The 23,610-nt window shown below is 62.2% G+C and carries 20 protein-coding genes and 1 riboswitch; of the genes, 13 read left to right on the forward strand and 7 right to left on the reverse strand.

Features of this window, described 5'->3' with window-relative positions; genetic code table 11:
• The first annotated feature begins 141 nt into the window (after positions 1-141).
• The 6 genes from H7C86_RS25530 to H7C86_RS25555 all read left to right on the forward strand — a co-directional run bounded on the left by H7C86_RS25530 (position 142) and on the right by H7C86_RS25555 (position 8,332).
• Entirely contained in the window at positions 142-1,770 is a 1,629-nt protein-coding gene (locus tag H7C86_RS25530) for an ABC transporter substrate-binding protein (protein WP_182262451.1), read from the forward strand.
• A 179-nt stretch (positions 1,771-1,949) separates the two neighbouring features.
• Positions 1,950-2,045, forward strand: a riboswitch (SAM riboswitch).
• Positions 2,046-2,049: 4 nt separating this feature from the next.
• Positions 2,050-3,129, forward strand: coding sequence for an LLM class flavin-dependent oxidoreductase (locus H7C86_RS25535; RefSeq protein ID WP_182262452.1), 1,080 nt, complete (start codon positions 2,050-2,052; stop codon positions 3,127-3,129).
• A gap of 29 nt (positions 3,130-3,158) precedes the next feature.
• Positions 3,159-4,553, forward strand: coding sequence for an NtaA/DmoA family FMN-dependent monooxygenase (locus H7C86_RS25540; RefSeq protein WP_182262453.1), 1,395 nt, complete (start codon positions 3,159-3,161; stop codon positions 4,551-4,553).
• Between the two features lie 69 nt (positions 4,554-4,622).
• Positions 4,623-5,984: an MFS transporter gene (locus H7C86_RS25545; protein ID WP_164840885.1), complete on the forward strand. Its 1,362-nt coding sequence runs from the start codon at positions 4,623-4,625 to the stop codon at positions 5,982-5,984.
• 224 nt (positions 5,985-6,208) lie between these two features.
• A complete protein-coding gene (ftsW, locus tag H7C86_RS25550) occupies positions 6,209-7,585 on the forward strand; it encodes a putative lipid II flippase FtsW (RefSeq protein WP_020908900.1) in 1,377 nt (458 codons plus the stop codon).
• Positions 7,586-7,699: 114 nt separating this feature from the next.
• Positions 7,700-8,332 (forward strand): TetR family transcriptional regulator, encoded by a 633-nt coding sequence (locus H7C86_RS25555; RefSeq protein WP_019745059.1) that lies wholly within the window; start codon positions 7,700-7,702, stop codon positions 8,330-8,332.
• Between the two features lie 3 nt (positions 8,333-8,335).
• Here H7C86_RS25555 and H7C86_RS25560 read toward each other — a convergent pair whose 3' ends face one another.
• Positions 8,336-9,121 (reverse strand): SDR family NAD(P)-dependent oxidoreductase, encoded by a 786-nt coding sequence (locus tag H7C86_RS25560; protein WP_182262454.1) that lies wholly within the window; start codon positions 9,119-9,121, stop codon positions 8,336-8,338.
• 104 nt (positions 9,122-9,225) lie between these two features.
• Between H7C86_RS25560 and H7C86_RS25565 the strand changes: the two genes are divergently transcribed.
• The gene (locus tag H7C86_RS25565) at positions 9,226-9,966 is read left to right on the forward strand and encodes a VIT family protein (protein WP_182262455.1); all 741 of its coding nucleotides are present in this window, start codon (positions 9,226-9,228) and stop codon (positions 9,964-9,966) included.
• 54 nt (positions 9,967-10,020) lie between these two features.
• Here the strand turns inward: H7C86_RS25565 and H7C86_RS25570 are convergent, their stop codons facing one another.
• The 3 genes from H7C86_RS25570 to H7C86_RS25580 form a co-directional block, all read right to left on the reverse strand.
• Complete coding sequence (locus H7C86_RS25570) at positions 10,021-10,911, reverse strand: universal stress protein (RefSeq protein ID WP_019745056.1); 891 nt, start codon at positions 10,909-10,911, stop codon at positions 10,021-10,023.
• A 48-nt stretch (positions 10,912-10,959) separates the two neighbouring features.
• Entirely contained in the window at positions 10,960-12,495 is a 1,536-nt protein-coding gene (locus tag H7C86_RS25575; RefSeq protein ID WP_019745055.1) for a CYTH and CHAD domain-containing protein, read from the reverse strand.
• 75 nt (positions 12,496-12,570) lie between these two features.
• The gene (locus H7C86_RS25580; protein WP_182262456.1) at positions 12,571-13,494 is read right to left on the reverse strand and encodes a pseudouridine synthase; all 924 of its coding nucleotides are present in this window, start codon (positions 13,492-13,494) and stop codon (positions 12,571-12,573) included.
• A gap of 140 nt (positions 13,495-13,634) precedes the next feature.
• Between H7C86_RS25580 and H7C86_RS25585 the strand changes: the two genes are divergently transcribed.
• The 4 genes from H7C86_RS25585 to puuE all read left to right on the forward strand — a co-directional run bounded on the left by H7C86_RS25585 (position 13,635) and on the right by puuE (position 18,905).
• Positions 13,635-15,662, forward strand: a complete 2,028-nt coding sequence (locus H7C86_RS25585) for a CocE/NonD family hydrolase (protein WP_047889858.1) — start codon at positions 13,635-13,637, stop codon at positions 15,660-15,662.
• Positions 15,663-15,724: 62 nt separating this feature from the next.
• Complete coding sequence (locus tag H7C86_RS25590; RefSeq protein ID WP_021332132.1) at positions 15,725-16,969, forward strand: DUF6986 family protein; 1,245 nt, start codon at positions 15,725-15,727, stop codon at positions 16,967-16,969.
• A gap of 3 nt (positions 16,970-16,972) precedes the next feature.
• Positions 16,973-17,959, forward strand: a complete 987-nt coding sequence (gene alc / locus H7C86_RS25595; RefSeq protein ID WP_182262457.1) for an allantoicase — start codon at positions 16,973-16,975, stop codon at positions 17,957-17,959.
• Positions 17,960-17,975: 16 nt separating this feature from the next.
• Positions 17,976-18,905, forward strand: a complete 930-nt coding sequence (gene puuE / locus H7C86_RS25600) for an allantoinase PuuE (protein WP_084324902.1) — start codon at positions 17,976-17,978, stop codon at positions 18,903-18,905.
• Between the two features lie 7 nt (positions 18,906-18,912).
• Here puuE and H7C86_RS25605 read toward each other — a convergent pair whose 3' ends face one another.
• Complete coding sequence (locus H7C86_RS25605) at positions 18,913-19,689, reverse strand: class I SAM-dependent methyltransferase (RefSeq protein ID WP_046379122.1); 777 nt, start codon at positions 19,687-19,689, stop codon at positions 18,913-18,915.
• 46 nt (positions 19,690-19,735) lie between these two features.
• Positions 19,736-20,986: an MCE family protein gene (locus H7C86_RS25610; RefSeq protein WP_371330907.1), complete on the reverse strand. Its 1,251-nt coding sequence runs from the start codon at positions 20,984-20,986 to the stop codon at positions 19,736-19,738.
• Between the two features lie 339 nt (positions 20,987-21,325).
• On the opposite strand from H7C86_RS25610, the gene H7C86_RS25615 reads away from it, so the two are divergent.
• Both H7C86_RS25615 and H7C86_RS25620 read left to right on the forward strand, forming a co-directional pair.
• On the forward strand, positions 21,326-21,637 hold the full coding sequence (locus H7C86_RS25615) for a helix-turn-helix transcriptional regulator (protein WP_021345375.1): 312 nt from the start codon (positions 21,326-21,328) through the stop codon (positions 21,635-21,637).
• Between the two features lie 99 nt (positions 21,638-21,736).
• Entirely contained in the window at positions 21,737-22,912 is a 1,176-nt protein-coding gene (locus tag H7C86_RS25620) for an MFS transporter (RefSeq protein ID WP_182262458.1), read from the forward strand.
• On the opposite strand, the gene H7C86_RS25625 is transcribed toward H7C86_RS25620, so the two are convergent.
• Entirely contained in the window at positions 22,879-23,607 is a 729-nt protein-coding gene (locus H7C86_RS25625; RefSeq protein ID WP_182262459.1) for an aspartate/glutamate racemase family protein, read from the reverse strand. The genes H7C86_RS25620 and H7C86_RS25625 overlap by 34 nt on opposite strands.
• Between the last annotated feature and the right edge of the window lie 3 nt (positions 23,608-23,610).

Genomic DNA, 23,610 nt, shown 5'->3' on the forward strand with positions numbered 1-23,610 from the left:
TCTCAGTTGTGCGCATCCTTTGACTCCGTGAATGTTTCCGGTCACCGGGAACGTGCTGGGCGTCACTCCACAGAGGACATCACTATTAGCCGATTGCGGCCGATCCGTGGCTGCGTCTACTGGAAGTGAGGTGGAATCTCCGTGTCGCACTCGAGATCTTGGCGCATCGGGAAAGTCAGCCGGGTCGCCGTCGCATTGCTCGGTACCGGGGTTCTGTTGGTGGGCTGCGCGAGCAACGGTGACGACAGCGGAACCGATACGACGAATACGTCGGGGGACGTCGTGACCGGCATGGTCAACGAGCAACCGGACCCAGGCGACGCGGTCGCCGGCGGAACCATGACGTACGGCGTGCAGGTTCTCGTTCCCTCACTTGACCCGACCAAGACGGCAGCGCGCGGCGGTTCCGGCGGTGAGGCCTTTGCTGCGGTGTACGACGTCCTGATGAGTTACGACACTGCGAGCGGCGAGTTCGAGCCCAAGTTGGCTGAATCGCTCCATACCAGCGATGACGGAAGCACGTGGACGTTGAAACTTCGCGACGGTGTGAAGTTCAGCGACGGTTCCGCGCTCGACGCCAACGCCGTGATTGCAAGCATCGATCGGTACAACGCGGGCAAGGGCAATGGCGCCGAGTTGTGGCTGGCTTCGGTGGAATCGGCGCAGGCAAGCGGTCCCACGACGGTCGACTTCAAGCTGAAGACGCCGTGGATGCGCTTTCCGTCGATGCTCGCTCTCGGGCACGGGATGATCGTCGCCCCGAGTTCGCAGCAAGGCGACAAGTTCACCGCGGTGGGTGCCGGACCCTTCACGGAAGATCTCTTCACGCCGAGCGTCGAGCGAATCTTCAAAGCCAACCCGTCCTACTACGGCGGTGCTCCCAAGCTGGACAAACTGCGGATGGTTGCACTCAACGGTCCGCAGGCCAATCTCGAATCATTGAACAGTGGTCAGCTCGATGTTGCCTACATTCGCGGCCTCACTTCGGCGATCAATTCCGCCAAGTCCGCTGGTTACCCCGGCTACATCGACGTGCTCAACGCCGGTAGTGCCGAGATTGTCAACAATCGTGAAGGCCGACCGGGCTCGGATGTTCGCGTCCGCCAGGCGATCGGCTACGCGCTCGACACGACATTGATCGATCAGCGCGTGGAAAACGGTGAGGGACTGCCTGGCTCGGAGTTGTTCGGTCCGACGTCGCAATGGCACGTAGACACACCGGGTATTGCCTACGACCCCGAAAAGGCCAAGGAGCTTCTGAATCAGGCGAAGGCAGACGGATACGACGGCACTCTCGACTACGTCGTGCTCAGTGAGCCCAAGGACCACGCGATCGGCCTCGCCGTGCAGTCACTGTTGCAGGCCGTCGGGTTCGAGGTGAACTTGATCTTGGCCAACAATGCCGGCGACATCGTGCAGAACGTCTACGTCAAGCACGATTTCGACCTCGCGCACGCGGGCATCGGAATGTACGAGTCGATTCTCGATCTCGGATTGTTCTCCACGACCAACAGCACCTCGATGGCGAATACTGCTGGATATGCGAACCCGGCGATGGATCAGCTGATCGCAGATCTACAACAAGCCAAGGATAATTCGTCGACCCTGGCGATCATCGGCAAGATTCAGACGCTGTGGAACGAGACGGTTCCGTCGGCGCCGATCGGCGGGCTCACGTCGTTCTGGGCTTGGCAGAAGAACGTGCACGGTGTGGTTCCGACTGCAACCGGCATCATGCTGTTCGATCAGGCATGGATGGGCGCGAAGTAGCGTTCCAGCGCACACCGAGAGCCCCGTCCGACACGAGTCGGGCGGGGCTCTTTGGTGTCTACGTCGGCTAGCGTTGCGCAACCCTTTCGATCAGGGTGATTGTATTGAAATATGTTGTAGGTCAATATGATTCGTAAAGTGCGATTTGACTTGTTCGGCGTCGCCCGCATAGATTGCATCCACCATCCAGAGTGGCTGAGAGACCTGGCTCGATGATGCCGCAGCAACCCGCTTCGTTTGCGCAGTGTGGGTGCTACCGCCAGGACCGATGGAGGACACATGACTGTATTTGCCGTGGGTATCGAACTGGACGGCGAGGGCACTCACCCCGCTGCCTGGCGCCGAAGCTCACATCGCCCGGATCAGTTGCTCACGGGTAAGGCTGTGCGCGATCGCGTCGCGGCTGCCGAGAATGCGGGCTTCACCTTCGCGACGTTCGACGATTCCATCCTCCCTCCGAGTGGTGACATTGTCGGCCGCATCGATGCCGTCTCCAGGGCGTCATACGTGGCGGCGACGACCAGCACGATCGGACTGGTCCCCGTCGTCGGGACGACGTACGCCGAACCGTTCCACACCTCTTCGCAATTGGCGACATTGGACTACTCCTCGCGTGGGCGTGGCGGCTGGCTTGCTGTTCCGGTCGAAGACGATGCCGCGGCGAGGGCGTGGGGGAGGGCTCCGGTAACGACGGAGTCGGCGCGTCAGCAGGAGCAGCGGGATTCGGTTACCGTCGTGACAGATCTATGGGATTCGTGGGAGGACGACGCCGTCGTCCGTGACTATCTCAGTGGGCGTTTCCTCGAGCGTGATCGTCTGCATTACGTCAATTTCGAGGGCGACACCTTCTCGGTGAAGGGGCCGTCAATCGTTCCGCGGCCGCCGCAAGGCCAGTTGGTGGTGTTCGGCCGCTACGGCGCCATCGAACCACACCAGGCCGATGTTGTTCTCGTTTCCGGTGATTCGGTGGAGGCCATTGCACAGTCGGCTGCCAAGGCGCGCGATGAGGGCGCGTCATTGGTGGTCGCCGAGGTCGATGTGGCGTTCGATACGCCGAATCTGTCTGCGGCGCAGCGGTTGATCGAGCTGAACTCGTACGGGAATTCCGTCGTCACTGGCCGACTGCTCCTGGCTGCAGATCCGGGGGAAGCGGCCGTGGTTCTGAAGGAATTGGCCGGACACCTCGACGGTGTTCATTTCCACGCTCTCGTGATCGACGAGGACCTTCCGGTGCTGGCCAAATTCGTGCTTCCGGCGCTGTCGAAGTCCGGATTGACGCGACGCTCGGTTCCGGGATCGACTCTGAGGGGCAACCTCGGCCTGCAGCGGCCCGCAAATCGATTCGTCCACTCCTCCTGACTTGACTTCGCGCTAAGGACATTTCGGCTATGACTGCATCACGCTCCGCCGTACCTCGACCCGACGCACACGTTCACTTCGGCGTCTTCTTCCAAGGGGTCAACCACACCACCATCTGGTCCGATTCCTCGAGCGGATCCCAGATCGACTTCGAGACGTTTCGGCGGTTGGTACTCACCGCCGAGCGAGGTCTGTTCGACGCCTTCTTCCTCGGTGAGGGCCTTCGTCTTCGCGAGCAGAACGGCAAGATTCTCGATCTGGATATCGCCGGCCGCCCCGACGCCATTGCGCAGTTGGCCGCCCTCGCCGGTATCACCGACAAGATCGGGTTGGTCGCGACACAGAACACCACGTACAACGAACCGGCCGACCTCGCCCGTCGACTCTCCGGCCTCGATCTACTTTCCGACGGACGGGCCGGCTGGAACGCGGTCACCACTGACAACGCTTGGACGGGAGAGAATTTCCGTCGCGGTGGTTTCCTCGACCACGCCCTGCGTTACGAGCGTGCCGGACAGTTCATCGAAACTGCACGGGCACTGTGGGATTCGTGGTCCGACGACGCGATCTCGGACTCTCGCACGTCCGAGAACTGGTCGACTCCGGGAGCCGTGAGCGACGTACGCCGCCAGACTTCGCAGTTCGACATCTCCGTGACGCCGACGCTTCCCCGCAGCAGACAGGGACATCCGGTCATCTTTCAAGCGGGCGATTCGCCGACTGGACGCGATTTCGCGGCGACGCACGCCGACGTCATCTTCTCGCGACACGGGACGCATTTCGACGGCGCGCTGGACTTCGCCGACGACATTCGGGCTCGGTTGCGTAGCGTCGGGCGACCGGAGGACGACGTCAAGATCCTGCCCAGCACGCAGATCGTGTTGGCGGAGAACGAGTCCGAGGTCGAAGAGAAGGCGCGGTGGGTCCTCGAAGGTCAGTTCACCGGCCAAACCGCACTGTCCCTTGTCGGATTGGTGTGGGGGAAGGACCTTTCCGACCGAGACCCGGACGGTCCACTACCGGAGGAAGATCCGGTTGCCCGCCCGGTGTCCGAGACGCGCGGTTCCGCACGAGACGGCAACGACCCCATTGCGATTGCACGTGAATGGCGGGCTCTCGCCGAGGCAAAGAATCTTTCCCTACGTCAGGTCGCCATCGAGACCTCGCAGCGTTCGGGTTTTGCGGGCACTCCGGGGCAGGTGGCAGATCAGTTGGTCCATTGGGTGCGCAACGGAGCTTCGGACGGCTTCAACATCTCGCCGTACCTGGTGCCGACCGGCCTCGACGAGATCGTGGACTGGTTGATCCCGGAACTGCAGGAGCGTGGGGCGTACCGCACCGAGTACTCCACGTCGACGCTGCGAGAGCACTTGGGGTTGCGACCGCCGCTCACGCGTCGGGCCGCGTCTGAAGCTGCGGGGTAACGGGTCCTGTCCCACACGGTCACAGCGGCGGCCGAATCCACCAAGCTCGATTCGGCCGTCCGCTGGGAGATCATCGTCTGCGTAGCCGCGGGCTTCACCACCCTTCTCGATTCGGCGGTGCTCGGAATCGGGGTTCCGTCGATCCGGGCGTCGCTGGGCGCGTCGACCTCCGAGGTGCAGTGGATCCTTGCGAGCTATTCGCTGACTTTCGGCTTGGCCCTTGTGCCGGCGGGCCGACTCGGTGACGTCGTCGGGCGTCGACGCTTGTTCTTGGCGGGGCTGAGCATTTTCGCTGTGATGGGAATCCTCGGAGCATGTGCGTCGGATCCGTCGATGATCGTGTTGGCTCGTCTGGGGCAGGGGATCGGCGCAGGCACCATCAGTTCGCAGGTGCTCGGCATCATCACCGACCGGGTGTCCGGAAAGGCTCGGGCGAAGGCGTTAGGCGCTTACAGCACCGCGGGCGGTCTGGCCGGCGTTTCCGGACCGATCCTCGGTGGCGTTCTGCTGAAGTATTCCGACGCCGACTTCGGATGGCGGTTGCTTCTCGTTCTCAACGTGCCGTTTGCCGTGATCACTCTGATCTTGGCGTTTCGCTTTCTGCGCCGTGATCGAACTACCCGATCAGGCGCATCGATCGATCCGGTTGGGCTGTGTCTGCTGGCGACTACGACCGGGCTCCTGTTGTGGCCCATCGTGACCCGAACCAGTGTCACTGTGGCTGCGGCTTTCCTGATCGGTGCGTTCGGCGCTGCCGTTGCCTTCTGGTTCTGGGAACGTCGGTACGCCGAGCGCGGCGGGACGCCGGTACTGCTTCCGTCGTTGATCGCCTCACGGGGCTTCCGGTTGGGTACGACGGTTGCACTCTTCTGGTTCGGATCCATCCTCGCCGTCAACGCGGTGCTCAGCCTCTACCTGATCGAAGGTTTGGGCTTCGCCCCGCTGAGTGCGGCGTTGATCATGACCGGTAGCTCACTCGCGATGGCATTGACGTCGGCTTTCGGATGGCGGCTGGTTGCCAGGTTCGGCCGAAGTGCAGTGGTTTTTGCCATAGTCGGCGAGATCCTTGTCATCCTCGGGTACATCGCAGCGGTCAATCTGATTCCGCGGGAACATCTGATCCCGGTGCTGGTGGTCCTGGCGGTGTTGTCGGGAGTTGCCAGCGGTTTGGTCGACGCGCCCAATCGGGTGCTGACTCTCGAATATGCACCGCCGGGCGCGAACGGTGTTGCGGCGGGTTTCCTTCAACTGTCTCAGCGCCTGTCAGCGACCATCTCGCTGGCCGCGGTATCGGGGTTGTATCTCGGTGTACTCGGATCGTCGCCCGACGGATACGGACGTGCGTTCGGGATCGCGCTTGCCGTCTGCGTGGTCATGTTGACGCTCTCGTTGGCGGGGGCGGTGGCAGACCGACGCCGGCGAAGGACGTGACCTGGTATTTCGTGGGTCTCCATGGACCTCGGGAGGCCGAGCCCGTGTGACTCATGGGACTTGTGTTACCCATGGGTTAGGAGTCGTGGGACGATACTTGTGTGGTGACCGGTCGCAGTGAAGACAAGCCCAACGGTCGCGGGAGTGGAGAGCCAGTTAACTCACCCCGTGGATCGTCGGACAAACGTGACCGCACATCGACACCCTTCCGCGCTCGAACGGCGATGTGGACGAATCGGCCACTGTTCGATTTCCATATGATCGTCGGTCTGGTCGTGCTGATCGTGGCGTTCGGACTGCTGATGGTGCTGTCGTCTTCGGGCGTCGAATCCTATGTTCTGTCCGGGACGTCCTACGCCCGCTTCTGGCCGCAGTGCATGTTCGCAGCGATCGGTTTGGTGATGTTCGTGGCGGTCGTGCGGTTGCCGACCGAAACGATGCGTAGAGCCTCACCATGGCTGCTGATCCTGTGTCTTGTTCTGCTTGTCCTGGTGCTGATTCCAGGTATCGGCTCGGAACAGATGGGTGCTCGCAGCTGGTTTGTGATCGCGGGTATTTCCTTCCAGCCGTCGGAGCTGGCCAAACTTGCTCTGGCGATCTGGTCCGCGGCGACGGTTGCGTCGTTCATGAACGCGCGGATGGATGTCAACCGTGCGCTGCCGGTGATCGGCGGTACGACGCTGCTGGTTCTGGTTCTGGTGGTGTTGGAGAAGGACCTCGGAACCACGATCACCATCGGCATCATCTTCATGTCGGTGCTGTGGTTCGGGCTGTTCCGGATGAAGACGTTCATCAGCCTCACGCTCGGTTCCGCAGTCGCATTTCTCGTGCTCGGGCTTACTGCTGGTTACCGCTCGGATCGCATCAAGGCTTTCCTCAATCCTGATCTCGACCCGCAAGGCTTGAACTTCCAGAGCACTCAGGCCAAGTACGCATTGGCTAACGGCGGCATCTTCGGTCGCGGTCTGGGGCAGTCCGACGCCAAATGGAGCTATCTCCCGCAGGCGCACAACGACTTCATTTTTGCCGTGATCGGTGAAGAATTGGGTCTGGTCGGTGCGCTGATCGTCGTTGCTCTCTTCGCCGCGGTTCTGATCGTCGGACTGCGAATCGCGAAGCGGTCCACCGATCCGTTCCTCAAGGTCATGACGGCGACGGCAACGACGTTGATCGTCGTGCAGGCGTTCATCAACATCGCCTACGTCGTTGGCCTGATTCCGGTGACCGGTCTGCAACTACCGCTCATCTCGGCGGGCGGAACGTCGATGATCACCACCTTGCTGATGTTCGGGCTCATCGCGCACGCAGCCTTCCGTGAGCCCGAGGCTGTCGCCTCGGCCGAGAGCAGCGGTCGCGGTTGGATTCCGCTGGTCTTCGGCAAGCCTCGGTTCGGCATTGCCAAGAAGCCACAGACTGACCGACGTCGGCCGCCTGCTCGCCGCGCCCAGCCGGCCCCTACTGGTCAACGCCGACCGGAGCGACGGGCGCCGCAACCCGACAGGCGCCGGACTCAAGCGCCGGGCCGACGCGCACCGTCGCGCGACTGGTCGGAAGATCCACGTAGACGCGGCCGATCCGATCGGCCGCGGCGCGCTTCCTGATCTCGGCCAGTCCTACTGGCGGCCAGCTCGGAAGCGGGCAGTCATGCACCCGACGATTGCGTTGGGCGGCTACATTGGGAGTCGGCAAAACGACGTCTAATTAGGGTTGTGGACATGGCAGGTGGCGACAAGGCAGACCAGTCGGTGGTCGAACGTAGCTCGGTGACCGGACGTCGTACGACGCCGTCGCAACGAGCGCGTTTTCGCCGGATTGTCGACGCCGCAATGGAATCCGCCTCCGAAGGCGGCTACGACGCGGTGCAGATGCGATCGGTGGCCGATCGCGCCGGCGTCGCGATCGGCACTGTTTACCGGTATTTCCCGTCCAAGAACCACATGCTTGTCGTCGCATTGTTGTGGATGTTCGAGGGTTTGCGTGACAGATTCCAAGACTTTGTAATCCCGGGGGAGACTCCGTCGGACCGGATTCTGTTTGTGCTGCGCAAGAATACGGAGGTCCTCGAGACCGATCACCTCCGTTACGAAGCGTTGGTCCGGGCGTACATGTTCGCGGACGCGTCGGCGACTCCGGAACTCAACGCGCTCGGTGGGGTCGTGACCGAGATGTTCGCGAAGGCGATCGGCGTCGAGGAAGTCTCGCAACAGCAGATGGATGCGGTGAAGGTCATCGACGACGTCTGGATGTCGAGTCTGGTCTCGTGGGTTGCCGGCCGGATGACGACGGACGAGGTGATGGCGCACCTCGAACTTGCCGTGCGACTGGTCTTTCGCAAGTTGGGTGGATAGCGCTCAGACGGTGTAGCCGCCGTCGACGTTGAGCTTTTGACCGCTGATGAATCCGGCCGCGTCGCTTGCGAGGAAACATACTGCTTCGGCGATGTCGGCAGCTGATCCGAAGCGCTTCAACGGAATTCGGCTCATTGTCACGTCGAGTGCGCTCTGGTCGAGTTCGGCGGAGTTGATCAGTCGCTCCGCCATTCCGTCCGTCAACATGCCTGGTCCTACCGCGTTGAACCGAACGCCGTAGCGTCCTTCCTCTGCGGCGAATCCGCGAACAAGTTGTTCGACAGCCCCTTTGGTGCCTGCGGAGAGTCCGTCGCGCACGGGAAAACGATCCGTTGCCGCGGTTGTCACCGCTACCACCGAACCCGAAGATGCACGCAGCGCAGGCAGGGCGGTGTGGACGAGTGTGAAGAACGCCGCGGCTTCCTGGTTCAGTTGTTCGGTGAAGAACGCCGGCGTCACGCGCGAGAGGTGTGTCATCGGGACGTGCGGTCCCGCAGCGTGGACCAGTGTCGTCAACGCGCCCAGATCGCTGACCGCATCGCGGACGGCGGAGCTGATCGACAACTCGTCGGTCAAGTCGAGAGAGTACGAGTGGGCGAGCACGCCATGCGCTCGAATCTGCTCGCTCAGTTGCTCGGCAGCGTCCTTGTTGTTTCGGTAGGTGAAGGCGACGTCGTGCCCGCGGTCGGCGAGAGTAAGCGCGATCGCCGACCCGATTCCACCGGTTCCGCCGCTGACAAAAGCGGTGCGTGCTGCGCTCACAATGCCTCCAGAGGTGTGCCGTTTCATAACATAGCAAATGCTTGGTTGGGTTCTGTCTGGGAATATATCAGTACGCGAAGGACAGGCTCAGATTGCTATCGCAACCGGACTGATCGTCCTAATCTGTTGCCATGTCCGGAGACAGTGTGCAGTTGACCGACGGGGCGCCCGGTGGGGAATCGGAACCTCACGCACCGAGTTTGAACAATCGCCTGAATTGGCTGCGTGCAGGTGTTCTGGGGGCAAACGACGGAATCGTCTCGACCGCAGGCCTCGTGGTCGGTGTCGCGGCAGCCACAACCGAGCGCTCCGCGATCTTCACGGCCGGTTTCGCTGGTCTGGTTGCCGGTGCTGTGTCCATGGCGTTGGGTGAGTACGTCTCGGTCAGCGCTCAGCGAGACACCGAACGCGCACTCCTGCAGAAGGAGAAGAAGGAACTCCTCGAGACACCGGAGGCGGAACTCCAGGAACTGACCGAGATCTACGAGAACAAGGGATTGAGTCCGGAGACGGCCCGCCGCGTCGCCGAAGAATTGACCGAGCCCGATGCTTTTGCGGCACACGTCGAAGTCGAATTGGGTATCGACCCGGACGATCTCACCAATCCATGGCATGCGGCGATTTCGTCGGCAATCTCGTTCACGATCGGTGCGGCGATCCCGTTGGTCGCAATTCTGTTGCCGCCGACGGGTATCCGCGTCCCCATCGCCTTCTTTGCAGTGCTGATCGCACTTGCACTGACGGGGACGATCAGCGCGACGCTCGGCGGAGCCCGCAAGACCAGAGCGGTGCTGAGAGTGGTGATCGGCGGCGCGCTCGCGATGGCTGTGACGTACGGAGTAGGTCAGCTGGTGGGGACGGGCCTCGCCTGACCCCTGCTGTGCGCCTTTATTAACCGCGGGGGGTTAATAAAGGCGCACAGCAATTCAGGCGCGACAGATCATGACCGGCCCTGGCGCATGGTGCAGCAGATTCTGGCTGGTCGAGCCCATCACGGCGGCGGCCATCGCACTGCGGCCGTGGCTTCCGACAACTATCAACTGCGCATCGTCGGCGTACTTGAGCATGACGGGGGCGGCGGCGCCGGGTTCACTGATGCGGGTGACCGGCACGTCCGGGTACTGATCGGCCATGCCGGCCAGGTTCTCTGCCAGCAGTGCTGATTCCTCCTGCTCGACGGCCTCCCAGTCGATGAGGATTCCCGCTCCGCCTTCGCGGAAGGTGGACGAGCCCTGCCAGGTGTGGACCGCGATAAGCGGCGCGTCGAACTGATCGGCATAACGAAACGCGTACTCGACGGCCTTCTTGCTCAACGCACTTCCGTCGACTCCGACGATGACGGGACGTTGATCCGGACCGGGATTCTCCGCCGAACCACGCCAGACGGTGACCGGACAGGTTGCGTGATTTGCCACCTTCAGTGCGGTCGATCCGAGCAGCCGCGAGCGCAGTGCACCGGATCCGGTCGACCCCATCACGATCAGGCGTGCGGTACCCGAGGATTCGAGGATGTGCGTCGACGCCGGGCCCGGTGCGATCTCGGATTCGATGGTCAGTTCCGGGAATTCAGCTGAAATCACCGCGGCGGCGGCATCGATGATCGCTTCGCCGTCTTCGCGGATCTGGCTGAGGAACTGCGACTGCAACATCACTGCAGCGGGACTGTAGATCGGGCCCTCCTGCGGCAGGGCATGCGCCAGAATCAGTCGTGAGTTCACCGCGTTCGCGACCGAGGCTGCCCACCGGGCCGCCGCCGTCGAGGCCTCGGATCCGTCGATACCGGCGACGACGTCCTGGTGTCCTGCAAGTGTGTTCATGTCTACTCCTCTGAAATGATCGAGATCGGTCGACTGGTTGCAGCCTGGTCACCAGAGTGACGACGCTGATTTGACGGCTTCCTTCCACGTCTTGCGGAGCAGTGTTGATTGCCCGTCGGCGATTTCCAGTTCTCGTCGGTAGGCCATGCCCAATCCGAAACTGGTGAGCGAGGTGTGCTCCTGCTCCGCAGCAATTTCGAGCAGGTGATGTTGGGCTACAACGGAATCCTGATGCTCGCCGAGAACATCCTGGAAGTGGCTGAAATGCTTCAAGGCGCGCTTGGCCCGGCTCTTCGACACCGGTTCCATGACCTCGATCGCGTACTTCATCCGCTTGGCGCCCTTGCGTGCGCGGTGCATTCGCTCGTCACGCTCGGTGCGGGTATCGGCATCGAAGACGTGATCGACTCGCTTACCGACCTTGTGAGCTAGATGGCGCAGGGTATGCGCCAGCTCTCGTGCCGACGCCTTTTTTCCTACACGGTGGGCGGCAGTGTCGAATTCGAGGTCGCCGACGTACTCGTCGAGTCGATCGAGCAGTGTGGTGTAGCGCTCGGAATCGAGCGCTTCGAGGGCGGTTTCCTGCGCGGTTTCACCGCGGGCCGAGAAGTACTCGTCGATTCGAGCGCGCACTGCTTCTCGCTCGGGCATCTCGTCGATTTCACCGAGTCGTTCCACAAGACGCTCCCACTGGACCTCGACGTCGCGGGCGTCACCGAACTTTCCACCGATCCACCGAAGATCCGTGATGAGATCGTCGGTCTTGGGGGAGTGACCGGCGTACGACTGTAGAGCGCTGCGGATACGACGTGCTGCGACCCGGAAGTCGTGAACGGCTTCGTCGTCGGCGCGGCGCGTGCCGAGATCCGCGGCGACCAGTGCGCGCAGTTGTTCGATGAGGTAATTACGCAACAGAATTCGCGGATTCGACGCTTTGCCAGTGGTTACCTCGTGGCCGACGTATGGAGTGACCGAAGTGCCCAGTGCTCGTTTGAGTTTGGACGGACTCGCAGAACGCTCGAGCCCCGCGTCCAGTAGAACCGACTCGATTGCATCGGCCAGGGCCTGCCCGCCTGCGCCTTGTTCGACCTCGACTTCCTGCCACGTCGACTCACCGGAACCGTCTGCCTTGCAGGCGATGACGGTGTCGGAGACCACTTCGGCAAGCAGAACACCGTTTTCGCCGTTGAGTCTGGTGCGCTCCCGATCGGTGATGATCAGGGCGACCGGCACCAGATCGTGACCGCGGATGACCGCCCGGATCAGACTCGCCAGCGGCGAGGGCACATCGGTGCTCTCGTCCGGGGGAAGCTGGATTTCGGTTCTAGTGTCCTCGCCTGCGGGAAGTTTCATGTGCCACCCCGCGTCGTCGCCGCCCTCACGCTTGCGCAGCGTGATCTTCTCGGCGAGTAACCGGTAGTCGGCGGTGTCGAAGTAGGTGGCAGAGAGCTGTATCGAGTCGTGGACCGGTTCGCCGACGACACCGGGAAGTCCACCCAGCGCGGGAACTTCCTGCTCGGCCGGCGCCTCGTACTTGCGCTCGATCTCCCGTACGGCTTCGGGTACGACGGCGGTCTTGCTCATCTGGTCTCCTCTTGCGGTGCGGTCTGCGCTTCCATCCTCCCGGTATCGGAGGCGCAGTGGAAGGGTCCGGGGTCCCTACGGCGAGTCGCCACGGCCTGATTCGTCCGGCCAGGACAGGGTCCGCCGACTTTCGAACCGTTGCAGCCGGCCGGTCGTGGGATCCTCGAACTCGAGAACCTTCGACAGCAGGCGCAGCGGGTTCGAATAATCCTCTGCGGCAACGTCGTAGAAGTCGGGATAGAAGTTGTCGCCGTGGATCGGGAGCCCGAGCGAGGTCATGTGCAGGCGAAGTTGATGGGTCTTGCCGGTATGGGGAATCAACCGGTACCGCGCGAAGCCGTCTCGCGTCTCGATCAGTTCGATCCGCGACTCGCTGTTGGGTTCACCCTCGATCTCCGCGGCCTTGAGCACGCCGCGTTCTTTCACGATGCGACTGCGCACGACCACGGGAGTGCTCACCTGCGCGTCGTAACGCGCGATGGCCTCGTATTCCTTGGTGACGCGGCGCTCGGCGAACATGGTCTGATAGCCGCGCCGGGCCGCCTGATGCACGGTGAACAGCAGCAGTCCTGCCGTGACGCGGTCGAGGCGATGCGCTGGACTCAACTCCGGCAGATCGAGATCTCGACGCAACCGCACCAAGGCCGATTCGGCGATGTATCGCCCGCGGGGCGTGCTCGCGAGAAAGTGCGGCTTGTCCACGACCAGGATGTTTTCGTCCCGATAGAGGATGTCGATCTCGAACGGCACCCGCGCTTCGCCCGGAGCGTCGCGGTACAGGTAGACGAAACGCCGGGGGGCGAAACCGCTCGTCTCGGTGATCGCGACGCCCTTCTCGTCGACGACCTCCCCGGCTGCGACTTTCTCCCGTAGGCGGACGGCGTCCTGGGGAAACCGTTCGAGCAGGTAGTCGAGCGTCGTCGCCCACATGCCGTCGTCTGGCTGACGGATGCGACTCGGGTTCAGGCCGTCGCGGACGGGAAGGGGAGATCGTGACACATCTTCAAAGCTAGCCGTCCGGGCGGCATCGAGACCTATTGACGACATATGGGACGGAAGTTACTATCCGGTAAGTTCGTGACGCCGGTCACTGTCGTGGGGGCAGGGCTGGGTCATCACAACAGAAAATTGGGGTTTTCGTGAGGACACGACTTCTACGTCGAAGGTCGACAACGATTGCGGTGGGGCTGTGCGTCGTGGGATTGACGGTGCCGAGCGCCGTCGCTTCCGCGGATCCGACGGGAGGGTCGGACGGACAGACCTGGCTCGCGGCCACGGAGACTGCGCCGCAGTATCCGGGCGTCTCCGTCGAGTGGGACGTACCCATCACGATGAGTGACGGCACGGTTCTGCAGGCAAATGTGTACCGACCGGCGGATGCGTCCGGGCGCGCTGTGGAATCGAAGGCGCCTTCGGTCCTCAACATAACTCCGTACACGAAACTGCTGGACACGTTGGTGGATTCAGCTCTGTCGATCCCGCAGGTGGGTGAGACGTTGATGGACGTGGCGAACTCGCTCGACCTCGCGGCGCCGTTCGACGGAGTCTCGGAGTTGACGGGCGTCATTGCCGGCGGAGGCGCCAGGGTTCTCGGCGTCAACCGTGATCTGGTCCAGAACGGATACACGCAGGTAGTGGTCGACGCACGTGGAACCGGCTTCTCCCAAGGTAATTGGGACGTGCTCGGCAAGCGCGAGCAACAGGATTCGGTCGAAGTCATCGATTGGATGAGCAAGCAGGGGTGGTCCGACGGCAAAGTGGGGATGGCCGGAATCTCGTACTCCGCGATCAACTCCGTACAGGCCGCGAGTAACAATCCGCCTGCGTTGAAGGCAATCTTCCCGGTCGAACCAGGCAACGATCTGCTACGCGACATCGTCGGAACCGGTGGCGGACTCGGAGTCGGGTTCATGCCGTTGTGGCTGACCGCGGTCAACGGGCTCAAACTCATTCCGAACGTTCAGGACATCCTGCAAGGCAACTTCGATCCACTGTGGTTGGCGAGCCGCCTCGAGGATCCCGGCACCCTGATTCCTGAACTGGTACAAGCGATGACGGCCCAGAGAATCGAGGACGTGTCACCGTCGACTCTGCAAGTCGCACAGGACGGTCAGTTCTATCAGGACCGATCCGCTGACGTCGGCAACATCACTGTTCCGACGATGGTCTACGGCGGTTGGCACGACATCTTCGCCAACAGCGAGCCGCGGATCTACAACGGAATCGATCTGCCGGCCGGGCAGAAGCAGTTGATCATGGGCAACGGCTATCACGTCACTCCCGGTGGAGGATTCGGCAAGGACGGTGCGCCGCCTCGCCTCGACGTACTCGAACGCGCGTGGTTCGACAAGTGGCTCAAGGGCATCGACAACGGAATCGAGCGATACGGTCCGGTGACGATGTTCCAGCAAGGTGGCGGATGGATCACGGATGATCAGTTCCCGCGAGCGGGCGCGACGTACGAACGTATGTATCTGAACTCCGCGCCCAGCGGAACTGCCGCACACGCGGCCTACGACGGTTCACTGACCAGTGACCAGCCCAGTGCCGCAGCGCGATTGACAGTCGCACCCGGACTGCGAGGCTTCTGCTCCGGTGACGGAACTCAGGGCACTGCCGGGATCTCCGTGGTGCTCGGTGCGTCGTGTTCCAAGGATTCCCGATTCCAGGAAGCGGAGGGTCTGACGTTCACCGGTGAGGCAGTCACGGAGCCGACCTCACTCTCGGGCCCGATCAACGTCCACCTCGAGACAGTCCTGGACGCGACGGACGGATTCTGGGCAGCGACGGTCAACGACGTAGCGCCGGACGGAACATCGACACCGATCACGAACGGCGCTCTGACTGCGTCGCTCCGGGCGGTCGACGATTCCAAGAGCACTCGCTCGGCCAACGGTGACTACAGTGAACCGCACCACTATCTGACGATCGACACGCGTCAGCCGGTGGTTCCCGGTGAGGTCACCGCCGTCGACATCAACATGCTCCCGACGGACGCAGTGCTACAACCCGGTCACCGGCTCCGCGTCGACGTCTACGCTGCCAGCGTGCCGCGATACCTGGCGCTCGGGCCGATGCTTGCCGACAGCCAACTGAAGCCGCAGCACATCGAATTGGCTGCGGATCGGCCGAGCTTCGTCAACGTTCCGTTCGTCGGGGGTCGCTGACCCGGACTGGATCGGCGGCGTGAGAACCTGCGGGCTCGCGGACGTTCTGCGAAGATCGTCCGATGACAGAATCCCGACTCTCCGCCGCCGTCCACGATCGTCTGGACGGACTTCTGGATCCGGTGGACGAGCGGCTCGCGGCCCAGTACCCGGGAAACCGTGACGAGATCCAGCCCGTGCACACGATTTACGTCAGTGCCGCGGATGCAACCGTCGACACCCCTCGTCTCTGGGGTGAGCAGGCGATCGCGCTGCTCGATTCCCATGCGCATGTGTTCGCCGATCTCGACACGGAGAATGCGCTCGCAGCTGTGCGAGTTCAACTCGGCCGCAAGCCGGTCCAAGACTTTCGGATCGATTTCGAGGACGGGTACGGACGCCGCAGCGACGAAGAAGAAGACGCAGCAGCGACGTCGGCCGGGCGGACACTTGCAGCGTTGAGCGCTGATCCTGCCGGGCCGAACTGGGGCGGCATCAGGTTCAAAGGGCTGCCGGCCGGTGAGCGTCGACGCTCGATCAGGACGCTCGAGCTTGTGCTCGACGCGGCCGGCGGAGTGCCGGACGGATTTGTCTTCACCGTTCCCAAACTGCGCGCGGTGGAGCAGGTCACGGCGACGGTGGCGCTCTGCGAAGAACTGGAGAAGGCGCACGGACTCGAGACCGGTTCGCTTCGGTTCGAGCTGCAGATCGAGAGCCCGCAGGCGGTCATCGCTGCCGACGGAACTGTGGCAGTTGCTCAGGCCATCCATCGCGGTGCCGGCCGTCTGACCGGTTTGCATTACGGCACTTACGATTACAGTGCGGCTTGCGGAATTGCATCGCGTCATCAGTCGCTCGAACATCCGGTGGCAGACCACGCAAAGGCTCTCATGTTGGCTGCTGCCGCGCAGACCGGCGTCTGGGTGTGCGACGGGTCAACTCAGGTCGCGCCCGTCGGGAGCGCCACGGCGATCCGCGACGCGATCACTCGGCACCATCGTCTCGTCACGCGGTCCCTTGAACGCGGTTACTACCAGGGGTGGGACATGCACCCCGGGCATCTGGTCACCCGCTGGCTCGCCACGTTCGGCTTCTACCGCAACGCACTCGGCGCCGCTGCCCCGCGCATCCAGTCGTACCTGGGGCGCCAAGGTGGCGACGTGATGGACGAACCTGCAACTGCCCAGGCGCTGGCAGCGGTGGTACTGCGCGGGCTCGACGCGGGGGCTTATCCAGAATCCGACGTTCTCCGGCTCGCCCCGAGCGCGGACACCAACGCACTCCACCACCTCGTAGGACGCACCACACCGATCACAGGAGAACACTGACCGATGAGCACCACCGAATTCACCTTGCTGCCCGACCTGGCACTGCGCACCCTCGGCGGAGCCGTCATCTGGGCGAACGACGAGGCATTCGCCGAGCGCGAGGCCCTGATCCGACCAGGTAAAGCCGGATACCAGCCGGCGACGTTCGGACACAAGGGGCAGGTGTACGACGGTTGGGAGACGCGTCGTCGCCGTGTGGCAGGCCATGACGAGGCGATCGTGCGCCTCGGTGTTCCTGGAGTGGTGCGAGGCGTCGTGGTCGACACCGCGTGGTTCAAGGGCAATTACCCGCCCGAGATCTCGGTGGAAGCAATCTCCGTCGACGGGTATCCGGATCCCGTCGACCTGGCCGGATCCGGCGAGTGGACAACCATCGTCGAACGCTCGACCGTGCACGGTGACTCGGAGAATCCGTTCTCGGTGGTTTCGGAGGATCGATGGACGCACGTCAAGCTGACCATTTATCCGGACGGCGGCGTTGCGAGATTTCGTGTTCACGGTGAAGCGCGGCCAGACCCGCGTTTCCTCGATGCCGGGCCGTTGGACCTCGCAGCACTCGAAAACGGTGGCCGCGTGACCGATTGCTCCAACATGTTCTACAGCTCACCGCAGAACATTCTGTTCCCCGGACGCGCTGCTTCGATGGGGGACGGGTGGGAGACCGCCAGGCGCCGCGGCGACGGAAACGACTGGGTGCAAGTACAACTCGCGGGTGAAGGCGTGTTGAGTTTCGTCGAGATCGACACCTCGTACTTCCTCGGAAACAGTCCAGGTGAGGGCGCTCTGACCGGCCGAACTCCGGAAGGGGAGTGGATCGAACTTTTGCCGCGTACGACGCTGCGTCCGGACACGCGCCATCGCTTTCCGATCGATTCCGAAGTTCCGGTCACCGATGTCCGTCTGGACATCTTCCCGGACGGTGGCCTGGCGCGGCTGAGAGTATTCGGCGTACTCACCGACGCTGCTCGCGCTGTGATCTCCGGGCGCTGACGGTAAAGTTGTTGCCATGAGCGACTATCCGCGCGACGACTATCCCCGGGACATGGTGGGGTACGGCCCTCATCCGCCGCATCCGCACTGGCCCGGCGACGCGCGGATAGCGGTTCAGTTCGTACTCAACTACGAAGAGGGAGCCGAGAACAACGTCCTCGACGGGGACGCGGCTTCGGAGACTTTTCTGTCGGAAATGACTCCGGCGGAGGCATTTCCGAATCGACACATGAGCATGGAATCGCTGTACGAGTACGGCTCCCGGGCCGGGTTGTGGCGTGTCCTGCGGACCTTCGAGCGGCGAAACCTGCCTCTCACGGTCTTTGCGGTGGCGCGGGCAATGCAGCGTAACCCGGAAGCAGTCAGTGCTTTTCAGGAGTTGGGTCACGAGATCGCGTGTCACGGATTACGTTGGAAGTCTTACCAATCCGTGGACATCGAGCGTGAACGCGCCGACATGGCCGAGGCAGTCCAGATTCTGCAAGATCTGACGGGTTCGGCGCCTCTCGGTTGGTATACCGGACGCGATTCACCGAACACCCGCGAATTGGTGGTCGAGCACGGCGGCTTCGTCTACGACTCCGATTCGTACGCCGACGATCTGCCGTACTGGGTAGACGTTCCGCGTGGCACAGAGTCGGTGAAGCATCTCGTCGTTCCGTACACGCTCGATACCAACGACATGCGTTTCGCCTCTCCAGCAGGATTTCCCAGCGGCGATCAGTTCTTTGCGCACCTACGTGACGCCTTCGACGTGCTGTATGCGGAGGGAACGGCCGGATCACCGAAGATGCTCTCCGTCGGGTTGCACTGCCGCATAGTCGGCCGCCCTGCCCGAGCTGCCGCCCTCGAGCGTTTCCTGGACCATGTGCAGTCACACGAAAAGGTCTGGATCACGCGGCGAATCGACATCGCCGAGCACTGGAAGACCATTCACCCCGCGTAATGCGGGGCTATTTGCGCGCCTCGATCAGAAATCGACTCGAGTACGCGACAAAAGATCCGTCGCGACGGATCTGCTGATCGAGTTCCCGAAGCCGGTCCAGATACTGCGCGACGGTGAATCCCGGAACCATCCAGATCACCTTGCGTAAGAAGTAGACAACGGCGCCGATATCGAAGAATTCCATGCGCAGCCGCTCGAAACGAAGGTCGACGACGGTGAGCCCGGCCGCAATCGCGTCGGCGCTTTCGTCCACGTAGTGCCGTCCGCGACGAGCCTGCGGCTGAGGACCGAGGAAGAACTCGACGAGTTCGAACACGCTGGCGTGACCCACATGTTGAGCGAAGTACGTTCCTCCCGGTTCGAGTACCCGAGCGATCTCGGCCCACCACACCGTCGCAGGGTGTCGACTGGTCACCAGATCGAAAGCCGAATCGGCAAACGGTAGCGGTGGCTCGTCCGGATCCGCGACCACCACCACACCTCGGGGACGCAGAAGCGCGGTGGCCTTGGTTACGTTCGGTGGCCAGGATTCGGTTGCCGCCATCACCGGCGGGAGTGTCGGTGCAGCGGCGAGGACTTCGCCGCCGCCGGTCTGGATGTCCAGCGCAGCGCCGGCGCCACCGAGACGTTCACCCATCAACCTCTGATACCCCCACGACGGACGCTGCTCCGTGGCGCGCCCGTCGAGCCACGAGAAGTCCCACCCGTCGACGGAGGCGGATTCGGCTTCGGCGACAAGTTCCTCGAAACTTCGTGACGTCCTCTCAGGCGTTCCTTGCGACATCACATCATCATCGTCGCGGAGGGTCGACGGTGCCAGTTGTTTGCGGCTACTTCGGGGTGGCACCGAGCATCGGTGCGAGTTGAGTGGCAATCGGGTTCAGGTTGAGCTTGTCCGGGTCCACCTTGGGCTTGCTGTCCCACGGTTGCGAGGTGTTCGGGTCGGCGAACGCGATGCGGTTGGCGCTCCGAACTCCCGTTTCGCTGCCCTGGGGTGCCTGGCAGTTGGCGGCTGTGTTCAACGGGAAGTTCTGCGTCGTGTCGTCGAAGTTCGGGTCTTTGCGCTTCATCTCGTCGAGGACCGCCATGGTCCCTTCGTAACCGACGGTGCACGATAGCGGGTTGTTGGTCTCGAGTACCAAGCCCAGATGTACTGTGCCGTCTCCCGGGGCAACGGTGGGCGCCGCCCCGGCGAGCGCAGGCAGGAAGAGCAGGAAGGGCTGCAGCGAGGGCAGTGTCGGGGCGGCTGCCGCTGCAACGGCGGAGAGGTTGGAGAGGTTGGTCGTTAGCGCGGGGCCGGCTTCGGTGACGAGAGAGCCGACTTGTTCGCTGGCCGGTATGCCGTTGTCGATCACGCGTCGGATGTCGGGGTCGCTGGTGCGCAATTGCGCAGCCAGTGCGTCGAGGTCGGTGCTGAACTGCTTGATCGCCGACGATTGATCGGATTGCGTCGTGAGTACCGTCTGGCTGTCACGGATCAGTCCGAGGGTCTGGGGAAGGGTGTCGAGGCCCGACTGGGAAATCCCCGACAGCGAGTCGGCAAGTACCTGCAGATCTTCGCCCTTGCCGTTGAATGCCGCGCCGAGTTCCTTCGCGACGGTGTGGAGTGCGTCGACCGGAACGGAGTGCACCAGACCGTTGGCGCTGGTCAAGACGTTCTCGATGGGGATCGGCGTGGTGGTCTCGCCCACGGCGATCACCGAGCCGTCTTCGAGGAACGGGCCCTGGTCGGTATCGGGCTGAAGGTCGACGTACTGCTCACCGATGGCTGAGCGATTGGCCACCACGGCTCGCGCGGATGCCGGAATCTGTGGAGCACTGCTGTCGATCAACAGGTCGACTTCGATTCCGTCGGACGTGAGCGACATGTCGCCGACGCGTCCGACGGGTACACCGCGATAGGTCACTTCGGCGTTGGTGAAGATGCCACCGGACGTCGCCAGTTCGGTTTTGACCGTGTATTGGCCGAATCCCAGAAGATTGTCCAGCCGTACGTATTTCGCTCCGACATAGATCAAACCCAGGAGCGCAACCACGACGAGTGCGACCAGCTGCCACTTGGCGAGCTTCGACATCACCATGTGGGGACGGCCCTGAACTGATGCGGTGTGTTCATGGTTCGACTCCCGAATGACTAGCCGGGTACGGCTGGTGTTGAGCGAATTGTGTTCACCCGCGAGCATTCTCGGGCGAACCGGAAACTTCCGGCAATTCGTTGTTGGCGATAACTATAAACAAGTCGTCACAGATAGAAAGTCGGCGCTGAGATTTCCGCAGGTCGTCGAAACGTAAGTGGCACAGCTCACTTCGAATGCGTCGATGTGACGTACGTAGCTTTGCGTCCGAATCGGGCTTGACTTCGCCAAACATATCCACAAAAGTAGATGCGTTCCGGTTGGCGGAGAGAAGGGGTGCGGTCCATGGATGCTTTGGCGATCTTCAAGGCGCTGTCCAACCCGACTCGTCTGCAGATCTTGGAGTGGCTCGCGCATCCGGCGAAGTATTTCGACGAGGACTCGTACACGCAACAGGATCTCGGGTTTCACATCGGAGTCTGTGTCGGTGACATTCAGGGGCGATCGGGACTTGCCCAGTCGGTGATCTCGGGGTACCTGCAGGGCATGAAAGATGTGGGTCTGCTCGAGTCCGAGCGCATCGGGAAGTGGACGTACTACCGACGAAACGAAACCGTGATCGGCGAGTTCAGGGAATTCGTTCGCGAAAAGCTGTAGCGGTCGGATTGCCTTCGTCGGCCGGTTTTGCTCAATCAAACATATCTATATATCTAGATATCTATCTGTCTTGTGTGGCGTAGTAGTAAGGAGTGTGTCGTGAAGTCGAAATTGTTGATACCGGTTCTGGCGTTGGGTGTATTCGGAATCATCACTACGGAGATGGGCATTATCGGGGTTCTGCCTCAGGTCAGCGAAAAGTTCGGTATCACCGCGTCCACTGCCGGATGGTTGGTCGGTGTGTTTGCGCTCGTCGTGGCGGTGACCGGTCCGTTCACGACGCTGATCACCTCGGGAATCAACAGGAAAACCGTTCTGTTGGTGGCGATTGCAGTCTTTGTGGTCTCCAACATGGTGTACGCGAGCACGTCGAGTTTCGAGGTGATGTTTGTATTTCGGATCATTCCCGCCGTGGTTCACCCGGTCTTCTTCGCGCTCGCACTCGCGAGTGCAGTTCGACTGGTGCCACCGGAGGAAGCAACTGCAGCTGTGACGAAAGTATTTGCGGGTGTCACAGTAGGATTCGCATTCGGTGTACCGCTGACGTCGTATCTGGCCGAGAACTTCTCGGTGTCCACGGCTTTCGTTTTCGGTGCCGTGGTCAACGTTCTCGCGTTTCTCGGGATTGTCGTACTTCTGCCCTCGGCTCCGGTGACACAACGCCTGTCGTACGGCGCACAGGTCGGGATCCTTCGCCGGCCGCGCGTGTGGTTGACCATCCTTTCCGTCACCTTCGTCTTCGCAGCCATGTTCTCGGTGTACGGATACTTCGCCGAATACCTCGGCGGAGTGACGGGCATGAGCGGATCGTGGATCAGCGCGATGCTCTTGGCTTTCGGTGTCGTGATGATCTTCGGCAACTTCGTCTTCGGGGCGGTGCTCGCCAAGAGTGTGGTGCGCACGGTTGTGGCTTTTCCCTTGCTGTACATCGTCGTCTACGTGATGCTCTATCTGGCAGGCCCGTACTTCGGTGCGATGGTTGTAGCCGTGTTGGTTTGGGGTGTAGTGCATTCCGGTGGACTGGTGGTTTCGCAGAGTTGGATGGGGCGAGACGCAGTCGACGCGCCTGAATTCGGCAACAGCCTTTTCATCTCGTTCTCCAACTTGGGGATCACGCTTGGAACTGCGGTCGGTGGACTGTTTCTCGCGCATTTCGAAACCCGCCAATTAGTTTGGGCCGGAGTATTGTTCGCGGTCCTGGCACTGGTGACGATTGGTGCTCGACTCTCGCTCGGGCGCGTTCACAGCGAGAACGGTGTCAGTGTGCCGGTGTAGATTTTGGGCAGTGGCCGTGCGAACTCGCCGCGCGCACTGGTCGACAGTCCGAGGGTGACCAACGATTGAACCATCGTGACCCCAGCGGCAACGCCGTCGACTACCGGGACACCGAGTTCGTCGGACAAGTCCTGGCACAGGTCCGCCATGCCGGCGCAACCCAGCACGAGGACGTCCGAGTCGTCTTGCTCCAATGCGTCGAAACAGGCTTCCAAGATCACCTTTCGCGCGTCGGGATCACGATCGAGTTCCAGAACCGGAATCTCGCAGGAGTGGATACCCCGGCACCGAGCCTGCATGCCGTACCGGTCCACCAGATCGGCTGCGCGGCCGCGTGTTCGACCGAGGGTGGTCACGATGCTGAATCCGCGTCCCAGGAAACTTGCGTAGTTCATTGCCGCTTCGGCAACAGCTACGACGGGGCCCTCGGCCAGCTCTCTGGCTGCATCCAGGCCTGGGTCACCGAAGCAAGCAATGACGTAGCCGTCGACTTCGTTCTTTTCTCCGGCGGCGATCTCGGCCAGGATTCCGGGGATGCTGAGAGCTTCGTCGTAGTGGCTTTCGATCGACGCGGGACCCATCGCAGGGCTGACGGCCTCGACGAATGTGCCCGAGCCTACGACGGCCCGGGCACATTCCTCGATCTTGGCGGTCATCGCCCACGTGGTGTTGGGGTTGATCACCTTGATTCTCATGAC

The sequence above is a fragment of the Rhodococcus sp. UFZ-B548 genome (genome assembly GCF_903819475.1).
GTDB lineage: Bacteria > Actinomycetota > Actinomycetes > Mycobacteriales > Mycobacteriaceae > Rhodococcus_F > Rhodococcus_F erythropolis.